General features: G+C 65.9%; 16 protein-coding genes. 15 read left to right on the top strand and 1 reads right to left on the bottom strand.

Annotated features, from left to right (window positions below):
- Nucleotides 1-6 precede the first annotated feature (6 nt).
- The 10 genes from DIE29_RS13165 to ccmI all read left to right on the top strand — a co-directional run bounded on the left by DIE29_RS13165 (nucleotide 7) and on the right by ccmI (nucleotide 7,804).
- Nucleotides 7-630, top strand: a complete 624-nt coding sequence (locus DIE29_RS13165) for a NapC/NirT family cytochrome c (protein ID WP_102042762.1) — start codon at nucleotides 7-9, stop codon at nucleotides 628-630.
- Nucleotides 631-778: 148 nt separating this feature from the next.
- Nucleotides 779-1,408 carry a cytochrome c biogenesis heme-transporting ATPase CcmA gene (ccmA, locus tag DIE29_RS13160; protein ID WP_102042761.1) on the top strand — a complete coding sequence of 210 codons (630 nt, stop codon included), beginning with the start codon at nucleotides 779-781 and terminating at the stop codon, nucleotides 1,406-1,408.
- A complete protein-coding gene (gene ccmB, locus DIE29_RS13155; protein ID WP_102042760.1) occupies nucleotides 1,402-2,070 on the top strand; it encodes a heme exporter protein CcmB in 669 nt (222 codons plus the stop codon). Before ccmA ends, ccmB begins: the two co-directional genes overlap by 7 nt.
- A gap of 37 nt (nucleotides 2,071-2,107) precedes the next feature.
- On the top strand, nucleotides 2,108-2,911 hold the full coding sequence (gene ccmC, locus DIE29_RS13150) for a heme ABC transporter permease CcmC (RefSeq protein ID WP_418332982.1): 804 nt from the start codon (nucleotides 2,108-2,110) through the stop codon (nucleotides 2,909-2,911).
- Entirely contained in the window at nucleotides 2,911-3,108 is a 198-nt protein-coding gene (gene ccmD / locus DIE29_RS13145) for a heme exporter protein CcmD (RefSeq protein WP_162860641.1), read from the top strand. The genes ccmC and ccmD overlap by 1 nt, the downstream gene beginning before the upstream one ends.
- Nucleotides 3,105-3,551, top strand: coding sequence for a cytochrome c maturation protein CcmE (ccmE, locus tag DIE29_RS13140; protein WP_102042758.1), 447 nt, complete (start codon nucleotides 3,105-3,107; stop codon nucleotides 3,549-3,551). Before ccmD ends, ccmE begins: the two co-directional genes overlap by 4 nt.
- Nucleotides 3,548-5,518 carry a heme lyase CcmF/NrfE family subunit gene (locus tag DIE29_RS13135; RefSeq protein WP_102042757.1) on the top strand — a complete coding sequence of 657 codons (1,971 nt, stop codon included), beginning with the start codon at nucleotides 3,548-3,550 and terminating at the stop codon, nucleotides 5,516-5,518. The genes ccmE and DIE29_RS13135 overlap by 4 nt, the downstream gene beginning before the upstream one ends.
- A 9-nt stretch (nucleotides 5,519-5,527) precedes the next feature.
- Nucleotides 5,528-6,061: a DsbE family thiol:disulfide interchange protein gene (locus DIE29_RS13130; protein WP_102042756.1), complete on the top strand. Its 534-nt coding sequence runs from the start codon at nucleotides 5,528-5,530 to the stop codon at nucleotides 6,059-6,061.
- Nucleotides 6,051-6,584, top strand: a complete 534-nt coding sequence (locus tag DIE29_RS13125) for a cytochrome c-type biogenesis protein (RefSeq protein ID WP_102042755.1) — start codon at nucleotides 6,051-6,053, stop codon at nucleotides 6,582-6,584. Before DIE29_RS13130 ends, DIE29_RS13125 begins: the two co-directional genes overlap by 11 nt.
- The gene (gene ccmI / locus DIE29_RS13120; protein ID WP_102042754.1) at nucleotides 6,581-7,804 is read left to right on the top strand and encodes a c-type cytochrome biogenesis protein CcmI; all 1,224 of its coding nucleotides are present in this window, start codon (nucleotides 6,581-6,583) and stop codon (nucleotides 7,802-7,804) included. Before DIE29_RS13125 ends, ccmI begins: the two co-directional genes overlap by 4 nt.
- A 19-nt stretch (nucleotides 7,805-7,823) precedes the next feature.
- On the opposite strand, the gene alr is transcribed toward ccmI, so the two are convergent.
- Nucleotides 7,824-8,900: an alanine racemase gene (alr, locus tag DIE29_RS13115; protein ID WP_102042753.1), complete on the bottom strand. Its 1,077-nt coding sequence runs from the start codon at nucleotides 8,898-8,900 to the stop codon at nucleotides 7,824-7,826.
- Nucleotides 8,901-9,081: 181 nt separating this feature from the next.
- On the opposite strand from alr, the gene DIE29_RS13110 reads away from it, so the two are divergent.
- From DIE29_RS13110 to DIE29_RS13095, 5 genes are all read left to right on the top strand, one after another.
- The gene (locus DIE29_RS13110) at nucleotides 9,082-9,426 is read left to right on the top strand and encodes a hypothetical protein (RefSeq protein WP_102042752.1); all 345 of its coding nucleotides are present in this window, start codon (nucleotides 9,082-9,084) and stop codon (nucleotides 9,424-9,426) included.
- A 133-nt stretch (nucleotides 9,427-9,559) separates the two neighbouring features.
- A complete protein-coding gene (locus DIE29_RS14915; protein ID WP_257791342.1) occupies nucleotides 9,560-9,688 on the top strand; it encodes a hypothetical protein in 129 nt (42 codons plus the stop codon).
- Entirely contained in the window at nucleotides 9,666-10,586 is a 921-nt protein-coding gene (locus DIE29_RS13105; RefSeq protein ID WP_237269464.1) for an adenylate/guanylate cyclase domain-containing protein, read from the top strand. The genes DIE29_RS14915 and DIE29_RS13105 overlap by 23 nt, the downstream gene beginning before the upstream one ends.
- 112 nt (nucleotides 10,587-10,698) lie before the next feature.
- A complete protein-coding gene (locus tag DIE29_RS13100; protein WP_114650113.1) occupies nucleotides 10,699-11,682 on the top strand; it encodes an efflux RND transporter periplasmic adaptor subunit in 984 nt (327 codons plus the stop codon).
- On the top strand, nucleotides 11,679-14,807 hold the full coding sequence (locus DIE29_RS13095) for an efflux RND transporter permease subunit (protein ID WP_114650112.1): 3,129 nt from the start codon (nucleotides 11,679-11,681) through the stop codon (nucleotides 14,805-14,807). Before DIE29_RS13100 ends, DIE29_RS13095 begins: the two co-directional genes overlap by 4 nt.
- Nucleotides 14,808-14,827: the final 20 nt, after the last annotated feature.

Raw genomic sequence — 14,827 nt, 5'->3', positions numbered from 1 at the left:
AACGACATGACTGACGAAAAGAAAAAAAGCCTATGGCAGAAGCTGCGGGCGCTGGGGCTGGGCACCATCCTGGTTTCATTCGTGGCCGGCATCGTCTTCTGGGGCGGCTTCAACACGGTGATGGAATGGACCAACACCGAAAAGTTCTGCATCTCCTGCCATGAGATGGAGACCAACGTTTACCAGGAATACCGCAACACCATTCACTATCAGAACCGCACCGGTGTGCGCGCCATTTGCTCGGACTGCCATGTCCCCAGGGAGTGGGGGGCCAAGATGATCCGCAAGATCCAGGCCAGCCGCGAGCTTTACGGCAAGCTCATGGGCACCATCGACACGCCGGAAAAATTCCGGGCCGAGCGCCTGCGCTTGGCGCAAAACGAGTGGCGACGCATGAAGGCCAACGATTCGCGCGAGTGCCGTAACTGCCACAGCTTCGAGTATTTCGACTACTCGGTGCAGGGTCGTCGCTCCAACCAAGCCCACCAGAGCGGCCTGGCTGCCGGCCAGACCTGCATCGACTGCCACAAGGGCATTGCCCACGGGCTTCCGCCGATCGAGCAAGACATTGGTCTTGAACGCCCGGCGGTTGCGCCCGATGTGTTCCATCCGCCCGCTGCGCAGCAGTAAGCCGCAGGTCACGACCCCCAGGCCGTCAACAGCCTAACGGCTAAGGCGGCGCGCCTTTGGCCGCGACCTGGGGGTAGGCGCCCGCCCCGTTCGGCAGGAATGAAACGGGGCTTCCTGCCGTCTCGTCCCTGTGGTTCAATCCGGCCCCATGCTGCAAGCCACCGATCTCGCCTGCCTCAAGGGCGACCGCCTGTTGTTCCGCAGCCTGGCCCTGACGCTTGGGCCGGGCGACATGTTGCGGGTGGCCGGACCCAACGGCGTGGGCAAAACCAGTCTGTTGCGCCTGCTCACCGGGCTGAGTTGGCCGGAAGCCGGTGAGGTCACCTGGCATGGCGTACCGGTGCGCCAAGAGCGTGACGTCTTCCATCGCGCGCTGCTCTACCTCGGCCACGCCGCCGCCCTCAACGACCTGTTGAACCCGCTAGAAAACCTGCGCTTTGCCTGCGCGGCCGCTGGCGACGGCAATGTGGACCCCGCGCGCTGTGAGCACGCCCTGGAGCGTATCGGCTTGGCGGATCAGCTCGACCTACCGGCCCGTGTGCTGTCTCAAGGGCAGCGCCGCCGGGTGGGGCTGGCCCGTCTGTTCCTGTCCGCCCATCGCCCGCTATGGGTGCTGGACGAACCGTTTACCGCGCTCGATGTGAAGGCGGTGGCCGAGCTGGCTGGCGTGTTATCAGAGCATTGCGCGGCCGGTGGCATGGTGGTGCTCACCACGCACCAGGAAGCGCCCTTTGCGCGCGCGCCAAAGGTGCTCGACCTGGGGGCCTACGCGTGCTGAATTGTTTTTTGGCCATTTTGCGCCGCGACCTGTTGTTGTCTTGGCGCGGGCGCGCCGACTTGTTGGTGACACTGGCTTTTTTTGTCATCGTGGTCTGCCTGTTCCCATTCGGTGTGGGTGCCGAACCCAACCAGTTGCGTGCCATCGCCCCGGGCGTGCTGTGGGTGGCGGCGCTGCTCGCCAGCTTGCTTGCCCTGCACCGCTTGTTTGCCCAGGATCACGCCGACGGAACCCTGGAGCAGCTTCTCCTGTCTAGTGAGCCGGCAGTGCTGTGGGTATTGGCCAAAATTGCCGCCTTTTGGCTGACCACCGGCCTGCCGCTGGTGTTGGCCGCGCCTCTACTGGCCCTGCTGTTTGACCTGGAACAAGGCGCTTTGCCGGTGCTCACCCTTAGTCTGGCGCTCGGTACGCCGATCCTGGCCCTGCTGGGCGCGGTGGGCGCGGCGCTCACGCTGGGGGTGCGAGGCGGCGGGATGTTGTTGGCGCTGTTGGTGCTGCCGCTCTATGTGCCGGTGCTGATTTTCGGTGCCGGGGCGGTCGATGCCCAGCTAGCCGGCACCGGTGCGGCGGCCCACTTGCTGCTGCTCGGTGGCGGTTTGGCGGCTGCCTTGGCGTTGGCGCCGTGGGCCTGTGCCGCCGCCCTCAGGATAGCGATGGAATGACGATCGAACGATTCGCCGGTTCGCTGGCGTGACCTGCATGACCACGTTGATGATTTCTCCAAACCGCGCGGCGGGACGCGCGCCCTCGGGGTGGCTGCGTTTTGCCGCCCCGCAGCAGTTCTATCCGCTCGCCGGCCGCTTGGCGCCATGGTTTGCCGCACTGGCTGCCGTGCTCACGCTAATCGGTTTGTATATCGGTTTCTTCCTGGCGCCGACCGACTTTCAACAAGGTGAGGTCTACCGGGTGATCTTCATCCATGTGCCGGCGGCCTGGATGTCGATGCTCATCTATCTGGCGATGGCATTTTGGTCGGCGCTGGGGTTGGTCCTGAACACCCGGCTGTCTTTCATCATGAGCCAGGCGCTGGCCCCCACCGGGGCAATGTTCTGTTTTGTCGCGTTATGGACCGGCGCGCTATGGGGTAAGCCTACCTGGGGCACATACTGGGTGTGGGATGCGCGCCTGACTTCGCAGTTGCTGCTGCTGTTTCTCTATTTCGGTTTCATTGCGCTCACCCGCGTGATCGAAGATCCGCGCCGGGCCGACCGCGCCGGCGCAATCGTCGCGCTGGTGGGCGCGGTCAACGTGCCGATCATCTATTTCTCGGTGCAGTGGTGGAACACCCTGCACCAGGGCGCTTCGGTGAGTCTGACCAAGGCGCCGTCGATGGCCGGCATCATGCTCGCCGGCATGCTGGTGATGGCGCTGGCGGCGTGGATGTATTCGATCGCGGTGGCGTTGTGGCGGGTGCGCGCGCTGATCCTGGAGCGCGAGCGCCATACCGAATGGGTGGGCGAGGTGCTGCAAATCGAAGCGGCCGGTGCGCGAGGTGGGCGTTGATGCAGTGGGAATCGTGGTCGGCCTTTTGGCAGATGGGGGGCGCTGCCCCGTTCGTGTGGGGAAGCTACGGCGTTACCTTGGCGCTGGTGGTGCTGGAACTTGCGCTGCTGCGGCGGCGTCGCAAGGACACCGTGCAGCGCCTGGTGCGCTGGCGACGCGCGGTCGGCAAGGATGTTCGTTTGGAGTCTGGAGAATGAAAGCCCGTAACAAACGGCTGTTGCTCGTCGGCGGTGGTGTTGCGCTGCTGGCGGCCGCGGTAGCCCTGGTGTTGTCCGCTTTTCAGCAGAATCTGGTGTTTTTCCACACGCCTACCGAAGTTTTCGAAGGCAAGGCGCCGGTGGGACGCAGTTTTCGCATCGGCGGCTTGGTGGAAGCCGGCTCGATCCGGCGTGAGGCCGACGGCTTGACGGTGAGTTTTTCGATCACCGATACCGCCCGGGCCATCCCGGTCAGCTACCGTGGCACCTTGCCGGACTTGTTCCAGGAAGGTAAAGGTGCGGTGGTGCAGGGCATGCTGGGCGCAGACGGACGGTTTACCGCCACCGAGGTGCTGGCCAAGCACGACGAAAACTACATGCCGGTCGAAGCCCAGCACGCCATCGACCGCGCTCACGAAGCCGCACGGACGGTGCAGCAATGATCGCCGAGCTGGGACACTTTGCGTTGGTTTTGGCTCTGGTGATGGCCGCCGTGCAGACGGTGGTGCCGCTGGTGGGCGCGGCGCGCGGGCGTTTTGCGTTGATGGCAGTCGGCCGCCCGGCGGCGCAGGCGCAATTGTGTTTGCTGCTGGTTGCCTACGGCTGTCTGACCTGGGCCTTCATCAGCAGTGATTTTTCAGTGCGTTTGGTGGCGGCCCATTCGCATACCGACACGCCGTTGATCTACAAAATCACCGGGGTGTGGGGTAACCATGAAGGCTCGCTGCTGCTGTGGGCAAGTGCTTTGTCTTTATGGACCGTGGGCGTCACCATTTTCAGCCGCGATCTGCCCGAAGCCTTCATGGCGCGGGTGCTGGGGGTACTGGGGGCGATCAGCACCGGTTTCATCGCCTTCTTGCTGCTGACTTCCAACCCTTTCACCCGCCTGCTGCCGGCTGCCGAGCAGGGGCGCGACCTGAATCCGCTGCTGCAGGATCCGGGCATGATCATTCATCCGCCGCTGCTCTACATGGGCTATGTGGGGTTTTCGGTGGCCTTCGCGTTTGCCATCGCCGCGCTGCTCACCGGCCGCCTGGACGCCGCGTGGGCGCGCTGGTCGCGTCCCTGGACCACGGTGGCCTGGGTGTTCCTGACCGCCGGCATCGCGGTCGGTTCGGGTTGGGCTTACTATGAGCTGGGCTGGGGCGGCTGGTGGTTCTGGGACCCGGTGGAAAATGCCTCCTTCATGCCCTGGCTGGTTGGCACCGCGCTGATCCATTCGCTGGCGGTCACCGAAAAGCGTGGCGCCTTCCGCAACTGGACGGTACTGTTGGCCATCGGAGCGTTCTCGTTATCGCTGCTGGGCACTTTCCTGGTCCGCTCCGGGGTGATCACTTCGGTGCACGCTTTTGCCACCGATCCTGCGCGCGGTTTGTTCATTCTTGTCTTGCTGGTCCTGGTGATCGGTATCTCGCTGACCCTGTTTGCCTGGCGTGCGCCGCGGCTGACCGGCGGCGGCAGTTTTGCGTTGATCTCGCGCGAGTCCACCTTGCTGGGCAACAACGTGCTGCTGCCGGTGGTCACCGCAGCGGTGCTGTTGGGCACCCTGTATCCTTTGTTCATGGATGCCCTCGGGTTGGGCAAGATTTCGGTCGGCCCGCCTTACTTCGAGGCGGTGTTCGTGCCGCTGATGACGCCGGTGGTGGTGCTGATGGTGATCGGGCCTTTCGTGCGCTGGAAGGGCGACAGCGGCGCGCGCCTGCTGCGCCGCCTGGCGCCCTCCGCACTCGCCAGTGTGCTGCTGGGCGTGGGCCTGGCGGTGGCGGTCGGCCATGTTACCTGGCGAACCGTGCTCGGGTTGATGTTGGCAGCCTGGGTGCTGATCGGCAGCGTGCAACTGCTGTGGGCGCGGCTGGCCGAGCGCCCGGGCGCAGCCGCCGCCCATCGCCTGCGCGGCATTCCCACGGCGTGGTGGGGCATGTGGCTGGCTCATCTGGGCGTGGGGGTGTTCATCATTGGCGTGACCATGGTCGGTAGTCTGGAAGCTAGTCTGGACGTCAAGATGCGTGACGGCCAGATCGCCCGCCTGGCAGGCTACACCTTCACCTTCCGCGGGGTCGAGGATGTCGAGCGCGCCAACTATGTGGCGGCCCGCGCCACCATCGAGCTGGCTCGCGGCGACAGGCCGCTCGATACCTTGCATCCTGAAAAGCGCCTCTATCTCGCCCAGCAGATGCCGATGACCGAAGCCTCGCTGGACATCGGTCCGTTCCGTGACGTTTATGTTTCGCTCGGCGAGCGACTCGAAGACGGCACCTGGATCGTCAGCTTGCATTACAAACCGTTCATTAGCTGGATCTGGCTGGGCTGCGTGCTGATGGGCGTCGGCGGCATCCTCGCCGCGGCAGACCGGCGCTACCGCCGCCTGGCCGAGCGCCGGGTGCCTGCCGGCGTGCGCCAGACCGCCTGAAAAACGACGATGAAAGCCAAATTTCTTGTACCGCTTGCGCTGTTTTTGTTGCTGGCCGGCTTTCTGGCCTACGGCCTCAAGCTCAATCCGCGTGAAGTGCCTTCGCCGTTGGTGGGCAAGCCCGCGCCGACCTTCCGTGTTGCACAGTTGCGCGATCCGCAGGCCAGCTTTGCACTGGAAGAGATGCGCGGCAAGGTGTGGCTGCTCAACGTCTGGGCCTCATGGTGCGTGTCCTGCCGGCAGGAGCATCCGGTGCTGATCGAACTGCAGCGCAGCGGCATCGTGCCGGTGGTCGGCCTCAATTACAAAGACACCCGGGAGGATGCCTTGGCTTACCTCACCCGCCACGGCGACCCGTACAGCGTCATTGCGGTGGATCCAGAAGGCAAGGTGGGTTTCGAGTACGGCGTCTATGGCACGCCGGAGACCTTTTTGATCGACGCGCAAGGCGTGATTCGTTACAAACATATCGGTCCGCTCACCCGCGATACGCTCGACCGGGTGCTGCGGCCCAAGATTGCGGAGCTGTCCCGTGCCGGCTGATCTTTTCAAGCGTACCCTGGGGGTCGTGCTGCTGGCCTGCGGTGCGGTTCTCCCCGCACTGGCCGCGGCACCCAATAGCGACGAGGCGGCGCGACTGGCCGCGCAGGTCAGTGACGACCCGGAACTGGAAGCGCGTGTGATGGCCTTGTCGCACAAGTTGCGCTGCCTGGTGTGCCAGAACGAATCGGTAGCCGAATCGCGTGCGCCGTTGGCGCTCGACATGCGCAATCAGGTACGCGAACAACTGGCAGCGGGCAAAAGCGAACGTGAGGTGGTCGATTTTCTGGTCGCCCGATTTGGCGATTTCGTCGCCTTCACGCCGCCGTTTCGCGCCAGCACCGTGCTGCTGTGGGTCGGTCCCGGTGTTTTGCTGGTGGTGGCCGTAGGTGGGTTGTTATGGCGGCTGCGCCGTCGTGCTGCCGAAGCGTCGCCCGCGCCGCTCGATCAGGCGGCGCACGAACGCGCCTGCGCCCTGCTCGAAGGCCGGCCGGTTCATCATTCGTCCGAGGATTCCCGTTCGTGATTGCCTTTGTCATGCTTGCCGGCCTGATGTTGGCCGGCGCCCTGCTGTGGGTGCTGTATCCATTGTTCAGTTCGCGCGGGCAAACCTCCGTTGGACAAGAACGCCAGCGTCAGACCGACGCCGCGCTGGCGGTATTGCGCGAACAACTGGCAGAACTTGACGCCGAGCGTGCGGCCGGGCGCATCGATGAGGCAACTTATGCGCGCAGCCGCGATGAATTGGAGCGCCGCGCGCTGGAGGAGGGCGAAGGAGGGGAGGAAACCGCATCCGCCGGGCCTGCGCCGGCCTGGGCAGTAGCCTTGCTGTGTGTCATTCCGCTCACCGCGGTGTTGCTGTATCTGGCGGTGGGCGAGCCCGACGGGCTGGACCCGCAGCAGATTGCCGGCCAGCAAAGCTTCACGCCTGAGCAGATCGAACAGATGGTTGGCGGTTTGGCGGCGCGCCTGGAGCGCGAGCCGGACGATGTCGAAGGTTGGACGATGCTGGCGCGCTCCTATCTGGTGCTGGAGGACTACCCCAAGGCGCTGGCCGCCTATGCGCGTCTGGGCGCGCTGCGTCCGGACGATCCCGACGTGCTGGCCGATTGGGCCGATGTGATGGCGGCCACCCGCGAAGGCCGTGTAGAGGGCGAGGCCGAACGCTTGGTGCTCCAGGCGCTGGAGCGCGACCCGGAGCATTTCAAGGCCCGTGTGCTGGCAGGCACCGCTGCCTACCAGCGCGGTGATTTTGCTGGCGCCGCCACCCATTGGGAGCGCATCCTGGCGGCGATTCCGCCCGGTGACCCGGCGGCGGATTCGGTGCGTGCCAGTATCGACGAGGCGCGCGCACGGGCGGGTTTGCCGCCGTTGCCGCGCGCAGAACCGGCCCCGCAGGCCGCGGACACCGGGTTGAGGCTCCAGGGCCGACTGACCATTGCCGAGGGCTTACGCGCCCAGGTGGCCGCCGACGATACCGTGTTCGTCTTCGTGCGTCCGGCCGAGGGCGGCATGCCGCTGGCCGCGCTGCGTTACCGCGCGGGCGAGCTGCCGCGAGACTTCGACTTTGCAGGGGTGCCGTTGATGATTGGCGATGCGCCGGTGCCTGAGCGCCTGGTGGTGATGGCGCGAGTGTCCAAGAGCGGGGACGCCACGGCCCGCGCCGGCGATCTGGAAGGCGCGGTGAGCGGGCTGAGTCCGGATGCAGCCGGCGTGAGCCTGGTCATCGATACCGTGCGTCCTTAACAGACCGCCTGCGATGCGCTCAGGCGTGCTGCGCGCTGTCGCGGTACTCGAAGCGCACCCGCTTGACGTTGCACAGCAACTCATAGGCTATGGTGCCTGCGCGTTGCGCCACCTCATTGACCGAAACCTCACGGCCCCAGAGTTCCACCCGGCTGCCCAGATCGGCCTGCGGCAGATCGGTGAGATCCACGGTGAGCATGTCCATCGATACCCGACCGATCAGCCGTGCCGGCTGGCCGTCGACGCTCACCGGCGTGCCGTCGGGGGCGCTGCGCGGGTAGCCGTCGGCATAGCCCATCGCGACCAGCCCGACCCGGGTGGGACGTTCAGCGTGAAAGCGCGCGCCGTAGCCCAGCGGTTCGCCCACGGCCAGCTCGCGCACCGCCATCACCTGGCTTTCCAGCGTCATCACCGGGCGCAGGCCGTTGTTGGCTGCCGGCATCGGGTCGGCGCCGTAGAGCAGAATGCCGGGGCGTGCCCAGTCACGGTGGGCATCGGGCCAGCCGAGCACAGCGGCGGAGTTGGCCAGGCTGCGCGCGCCCGGCAGATTGGCAGTGGCTGCATCGAAGCGGGCGATCTGGGTGGCGGTGCTGAGCACCTGGGGCTCGTCTGCGCGTGCAAAATGGGTCATCAGTGTGATGTCGGCCACCTTGCCGCAGACGTGCAGCCGCTGCCAGGCGGCTGCGACCGCTGCGGGCGCGAAACCCGCCCGGTTCATGCCGCTGTTGACCTTCAGCCATACGGTGTAAGGCCGGGACGGCTGCGCCTGTTCGATCATGCGGATCTGCGCAGCATGATGCACCACCATCCACAATCCATGACGTTCGACCGCCGCCAGCTCGCTGGCTTCGAACACCCCTTCCAGTAGCAGGATCGGCGCGCCGATGCCTGCCGCCCGCAACGCCAGTGCTTCTTCCAGGCAGGCGACGGCAAAGCCGTCGGCCTCATCGGCCAAAGCCTGTGCGCACCGCACCGCGCCATGCCCGTAGGCATTGGCCTTGACCACCGCCAGCGCCCGGCCGCCGTGGCGGCTGCGAGCCAGGCGGTAGTTGTGGCGCAGGGCGTCGAGGTCGATCAGGGCTCGGGCAGGTCGCATGGCAGAAATGGCGCTGAGCAAAAGGGGCTCTAATGTGCCATAAGCGGTCTGCGCACGGCAGGGGTGCGCGTTGCCCGGATGCGACAGCCGACCGGGCATCGGCGCGCGGCGGTTCGCACGCGAGTATTGCAGCAACCGCAGCCCGTGGCATGATTGCGCGCAACAGTGGGATAATGCCGCCATGAACGAACCGAAACCCGTTTCTCCGCGTGCCCGCATGCTGGCGCTGCAGGCGATTCCCGACAGTCAGCGCACCGATGCAGAGTGGGACGAACTGAACGAACTCGAAATCATGTTCGCGCCGGGCAACCGCATCGGCACGCCTGACCGTAGCGGCGCCGGCGGCAACCGCAGCCCAGGCGGCTCGACACGCCGCAAAGGCGGCGGTGGCCAGCGCGCTCAAGGCGCCGGTGCCGCGTCGGCCAGTGGCGCTGCGCCCGGTACAGAACAGGGGCCGGGCGCCAAAAAGCCAGCGCGTAAATTCCGCAAAAAACCCCGCAGCAAAGACAAACCCAGCGCCGAATAAGTGCACCGCCCGGCCGTTGCCGGCTGCTGCGCATGGCTGGCGCTGGCGATGACGCGCCTATCCACAGGTGATAGGATTGCCGCCCGGGGCACTATCTGGCGCAAAGGTGCGCCAGATAGGGAAGGGGGAGTCCATGATCCGCAAAAACCATACCGCAGTGCGTGGTGAGCCGGATGGCCGCATCGCGTGCGCCGGCAAGGTGGCGCATGGCGCCGGGCGCGTTTGGCGCATGCTGGAGCATGAGCGTGCGCCAATCGTTTAAAACCGTGGTCTTTGCCGACCTGACCGGCAGCACCAGCCTGTTCGAATCGGTCGGCAACGTCATAGCCACCCAAATGGTCAGCGGTGCCATGCAGGGCGTGGGCAGCCGGCTCTCAAAGGCGGGTGGGCGCATCGTCAAATACCTTGGCGACGGCGTGATGGTGTTGTTCGACGAAGTCGATGTCGCGGTCGATGAGTGTGTCGCGCTGCCGGCGTTGCTGCGCGAGTTGTCCGCAGGCGGGCCGTTACCTTCACCGGTGGCGGTCAAGGTGGGGATCGATTACGGCAGTGTGGTCGACCACGACGGCGACTGCTACGGCGATGCCGTCAACGTTGCGGCGCGCCTGTCCGATCTTGCCCAGGCCAACGAAATCCTGCTTTCCGATTCAGTGTTCCAGCATTTGCGCGACGAGCAGCGTACCGTCTGCCACAGCCTGGATCGGATTGCCATCAAAGGCAAGGTGGAGCCGGTACGGGTGTGGCGGGTCGATTGGGGGCGGACCGCCGAGACGACCCTGATTTTTCCTATCGAGGCGGGTGCGGGCGCCGACGCAGAACGGCCTCGACGCGAGCAACGCCTGGAACTGAACTGGCTGGACCAGCAGCGCGTGCTGGCCCCGGCCGATGGCGCGTTGGTGATCGGTCGCGGCGAAGAAGCCGGCTTTGTGATCCGCGATCCGCGGGTGTCGCGCCGGCACGCGCGCATCGAATGGTCGGGCGGACAGTGTTTGCTCACCGATTTCAGCAGCAATGGCACCTGGGTGCGTCTGGCCGGTGCCGCGCAGCCGCTCATGTTGCGCCGTGACGGCATCATGCTGTATGGCGAGGGCGAAATCGCGCTGGGCGCACCGCCCGATGACGTTACCGTGCCCACGCTGCGCTTTTGCGTGATCGACTAACCGGCGTTCGGCGCTAGACGGTGTGGATGTGCACGCCCACAATGGCGCACCGCTTTCCAATCATGCCGGTGCCGGGCACCCCGAGCGTGCGCTTTGCCGGCGATTCTCGACCATGAAAACACTTTGGGCGCTGCTTTGCCTTTCTTCGGTTTCGCTGTCGGCGGCTGCATGGACAGCGCGTCCGTTTGCCGAAGTGGCGGTATATCCTGAGTTCAGCGCGCCGGCAGAGGTGGTGGCGGTCGATGAGGCCAAAATTGCCGCCGAAGTGTCCGGGCGTATCGATAGCCTGCCCGTCCGTGTGGGCGAGCGGGTGGATCTGGGCGCGGAGCTGGCCCGTATCGATCCGGCCGCCTACCGTGTCGACCTGGCGCGGGCCCAAGCCCAGGTGGCGCTTTTGGCCAGCCGGGTGCATCTGGCCGAGGCCCAGCTTGCCCAAACCGAGGCGCTGGCCGCGCGCGGCTTTGTCAGTAGCGACGGACTGCGCATCAAGCGCACTGAATTGGCAGTTCTGCAAAGCGAGCTGGCAGCCGCCCGCCAAAGCGTGGAGGCCGCCCGCTTGCAGTTGTCGCGTACGGTGATCCGTGCGCCCTACGCCGGGGTGGTGCGCGAACGTTTGGCCAGCGTCGGCGATCTGGCGGTGCCGGGCACGGCTTTGCTGGTATTTGCCGCCGACGAAAGAGTGGAAGTGCATGCCCGTGTGCCGGCCGCCCAGATCGAGTCGATGCGTGCAGCCGGTGCCTGGTACCTGGTGGCCGGCACGCGCGAGTTGCCCTTGACGCTGTTGCGCGTCTCGCCGCTGCTGTCGGCGGCCGGACAGGCCCAGGTGGCGGTGTTCGCGCCCCGCGACCGTGTGCCGCCGGGGCTGGCCGGGGCCTTGCGTTGGGTCAGTGCGCAGCCCTATCTGCCTGCCTCGTGGGTGTTGCAGCGCAATGGGGTGTTGGGTGTATGGCGGGTGCGCGACGGCCGTCCGGTGTTTGAGGCGCTGCCGCAGGCCGAGGCCGGACGCCCGGTCCCGTTCGCCCTGCCGCCCGACGCCCTGTTGGTGGATGAAGGGCGCCACGCGCTGGATCTGCCCGCCGATGAGGTGGCACGGTGAGGCGCTGGTACGAGCGGCTGATCACCAATCACCCACTGGCCAACATCGCCTTCGTGCTGGTCATCGCTGGCGGTATCGTCAGCTATTTGACCATGCCGCGCGCGCAGGACCCGGAGATCAATTTCAACTGGGTCAATATTCTGACCACGCTGCCCGGCGCTTCCGCGGAGGATGTGGAGCGGGAGCTCACCGCCCCGCTGGAAGATGCGCTCGCCAAGGTCAAGGATGTCAAGTTCGTGTCCTCGTCCAGCCGTGAGGGGGTGTCGTCCATTCTGGTGCGTTTCGAAGATATTTCCGAGCGGCTGTTCGACAAACGCATCAACGATCTGCGCCGGGAGATCCAGAACAAGGCGGCGGCCGAGTTGCCCTTCGATGCCACCGATCCGGAAATCATCGAAGTGACTTCTTCCAACGGTTTCCCCACGGCCATTCTTGCGGTGTACGCCCCGGGCGGCGGTGAAGTGTTGCGCCGCGCCGCCTTCGGCTTGAAAAAAGACATCGAGCAGCTCGCCGGGGTGGACCAGGTCCTAGCGCTGGGCCTGGACGAGCCCGAGCTGCATGTCGACTTCGACCCCGAGCGGGTGGCCGCCGTGGGCTTGTCGCCGATCCAGGTCGCCGATGGCGTGGCCGGCTGGTTCCGCAACACGCTCGGCGGCCGGGTGCGGGTGGCCGAGCGCGAATGGCTGGTGCGGTTGGAGGGCAAGACCGTCGATCCGCAAGTGCTGGCCCAGATGGCCATCATCACTGCTGACGGCAGGGTGGCGCTCGAAGAGCTTGGTCAGGTGGCGCGCGGTCACGCGCGCAGCACTCAGGCCGTGGCTTACAACGGCATGCCGGCGATCATGCTGTCGGTGACCAAGCAGCCCGGCGCCAACACGTTGGAGTTGGTCGGTCGCCTGACCGACTTTGCCGCCGAACGCAATCCGTTGCTGCGCGCCCAAGGCGTGCAGCTTGCCGTGCTGGACGATCAGACCGACCAGACCCGCAGCGCAATCGCGGTGATGGAGTCCAATGCGCTGGTCGGCCTGCTCGCGGTGCTCGGCATGTGCTGGCTGTTTCTGGGCGCCCGCATGGCGGCGCTGGTGGCGCTCGGCATCCCCTTCTCGCTGGCCGGCGCCTTCCTGGTGGTGGACGGCATCGGCTCCACGCTCAATCTCACCGTGCTGCTGGGTGTGGTCATCGTACTGGGTATGGTGGTCGATGACGCGGTGGTGGTGGTCGAGGCCATTTACTACCGTCTGCAGCGCGGTGAGCCGCCGCTGGCCGCGGTTGTCGGTGGGGTGGCGGAGGTCGGCGCGCCGGTGCTTTCCGCGGTGCTCACCACGATGGCAGCTTTTCTGCCGCTGATGCTGCTGCCGGGCATCGTCGGCAAGTTCATGTTCGTGGTGCCCTTCGTGGTCACCGTGGCGCTATTGATCAGTCTGTTGGAAGCCTTTTGGATTCTGCCCGCGCATGTGTTGGCGATCCGCCCTAAAGGCTGGCGCGCGCCCAGCCGCGCGCAACTGTTACGCGAGCGCTTCACCCATGCGGTGAGGGTGCGCTATGCGTGCATGTTGGTGGCGGTGATGCGCCGCCCGCGGCTGGCGCTGGGGGTGGTGGTGCTGACCTTCGTCAGCGCGCTCGCAGCGGTCGGCGCCGGGGTGGTGCGCACCCAGTTCTTTGCCTTCGATTCGGTGCGTCTGTTCTACATCCATGTGGACATGCCGGCTGGCGCAACCCTTGAACGCACGCTGGAAGAGGCCGAGCGTGCCGCGCAGGTGGTGCGCGAGCACCTGGGGCCGGATGAATTGCGCTCGGTGTCGGCCGCCGCCGGTATCAAATTCACCGACACCGAGCCGCTCTACGGCGACCAATACGGCCAAGTCATCGTCTCGCTTCAGCCGCGTCGCGGCGACATGGCCGAGACCGGGCAGATCATCGAACGCCTGCGCCCGCACATTCTGGCGCTCGGCGGCGAAGGCAAGCCTTCCTTCCTGGAGCTCAAGGGCGGCCCGCCCACCACCAAGCCGATCAGCGTCAAACTCAAGGCCGATGACTACGCCGAGCTGCGAGCCGCGGCCGATGCGCTGCTCGCCGAAGTGGCGCGTATTCCCGGCACCCGTGACATCACCGACGACGATGTGGCCGGGCGTAGCGAGCTGCGCCTGGTGCCCAACCGCGAAAAGCTCGCGCATGCGGGCGTTTCGGCTGGCGAGCTGGCCCGCCTGCTGCGCCTCTACGGCGAAGGTGAAGTGGTCGGCGTGACCCGCGATCAGGGTGAGAAGATGGAAGTGGTGGTGCGCGCACGCCCCGAGACGCTGGTCGATGTCACCGAGTTGCTGCAGCGCCCGGTGCCGCTGGCCGATGGGCGCAGTGTGCAGCTTGGCGAGCTGGTCGATGCCCAAACCCGCATCTCCAAGGGTTATATCCGCCACTACCAGTTCAAGCGTGCAATCACCGTAGAGGCCGAACTGGACCGAGAAACCATCGATACGCTGGCAGCCAACAACCGCCTCAAGGCCGTCTGGGGCAGGCTGCAGGCCAGCTATCCGAACGTGGCGCTGGACTTTTCCGGCGAACTCGACGACATCCAGGAAAGCCTGGATGCCATGGCCCGGCTGTTCGCCTTCGGCGTCGGGCTGATCTACCTGATTCTTGCCACCCAGTTCCGCAGTTACTTTCAGCCGCTCATGATCCTCACCACCGTACCGCTGGCCTTTACCGGCGTGGTGCTGGGCTTGCTGGTCTCGGGCAATCCGCTGTCGCTCTACACCCTCTACGGGGTGATTGCGCTCACCGGCATTGCGGTCAATTCCGCCATCGTATTGATCGATGCCGCCAACGGGCGCTTAGCCGCCGGCATGAGCGTGCAGCACGCGGCCATTTACGCCGCGCGCCGGCGCGTGGTGCCCATTTTGATCACCTCGATCACCACCATCGGTGGGCTGTTCTCGCTGGCGGTGGGATTGGGCGGCAAGTCGCTGATGTGGGGGCCGGTGGCCGCCAGCATCGTCTGGGGCTTGGGCTTTTCCACTGTGTTGACGCTATTTGCCATCCCGCTGATCTACCGCCTGGCGATGGGCCGACGACACCCCGAGGCAGCCGGCCGCGCCTGGAACCGGCCGGCGCGCGGACAATCCGAGTAAAATCCCGTCCCCACTCCGCA

The organism is Pseudothauera hydrothermalis (assembly GCF_003345255.1).
In the GTDB taxonomy this organism is placed as follows: domain Bacteria; phylum Pseudomonadota; class Gammaproteobacteria; order Burkholderiales; family Rhodocyclaceae; genus Pseudothauera; species Pseudothauera hydrothermalis.
The sequence above is the reverse complement of the archived record's forward strand: the minus strand, read 5'-3'. Positions and strand labels throughout refer to the sequence as shown.

What these genes read in the sequence shown, in the direction of transcription:
- DIE29_RS13165 (WP_102042762.1), top strand. Translation starts at nt 7, where the DNA reads ATGACTGACGAAAAGAAAAAAAGCCTATGGCAGAAGCTGCGGGCGCTG.
- ccmA (WP_102042761.1), top strand. Translation starts at nt 779, where the DNA reads ATGCTGCAAGCCACCGATCTCGCCTGCCTCAAGGGCGACCGCCTGTTG.
- ccmC (WP_418332982.1), top strand. Translation starts at nt 2,108, where the DNA reads ATGACCACGTTGATGATTTCTCCAAACCGCGCGGCGGGACGCGCGCCC.
- ccmD (WP_162860641.1), top strand. Translation starts at nt 2,911, where the DNA reads ATGCAGTGGGAATCGTGGTCGGCCTTTTGGCAGATGGGGGGCGCTGCC.
- ccmE (WP_102042758.1), top strand. Translation starts at nt 3,105, where the DNA reads ATGAAAGCCCGTAACAAACGGCTGTTGCTCGTCGGCGGTGGTGTTGCG.
- DIE29_RS13135 (WP_102042757.1), top strand. Translation starts at nt 3,548, where the DNA reads ATGATCGCCGAGCTGGGACACTTTGCGTTGGTTTTGGCTCTGGTGATG.
- DIE29_RS13130 (WP_102042756.1), top strand. Translation starts at nt 5,528, where the DNA reads ATGAAAGCCAAATTTCTTGTACCGCTTGCGCTGTTTTTGTTGCTGGCC.
- alr (WP_102042753.1), bottom strand. Translation starts at nt 8,900, where the DNA reads ATGCGACCTGCCCGAGCCCTGATCGACCTCGACGCCCTGCGCCACAAC.
- DIE29_RS13110 (WP_102042752.1), top strand. Translation starts at nt 9,082, where the DNA reads ATGAACGAACCGAAACCCGTTTCTCCGCGTGCCCGCATGCTGGCGCTG.
- DIE29_RS14915 (WP_257791342.1), top strand. Translation starts at nt 9,560, where the DNA reads ATGATCCGCAAAAACCATACCGCAGTGCGTGGTGAGCCGGATGGCCGC.
- DIE29_RS13105 (WP_237269464.1), top strand. Translation starts at nt 9,666, where the DNA reads ATGAGCGTGCGCCAATCGTTTAAAACCGTGGTCTTTGCCGACCTGACC.
- DIE29_RS13100 (WP_114650113.1), top strand. Translation starts at nt 10,699, where the DNA reads ATGAAAACACTTTGGGCGCTGCTTTGCCTTTCTTCGGTTTCGCTGTCG.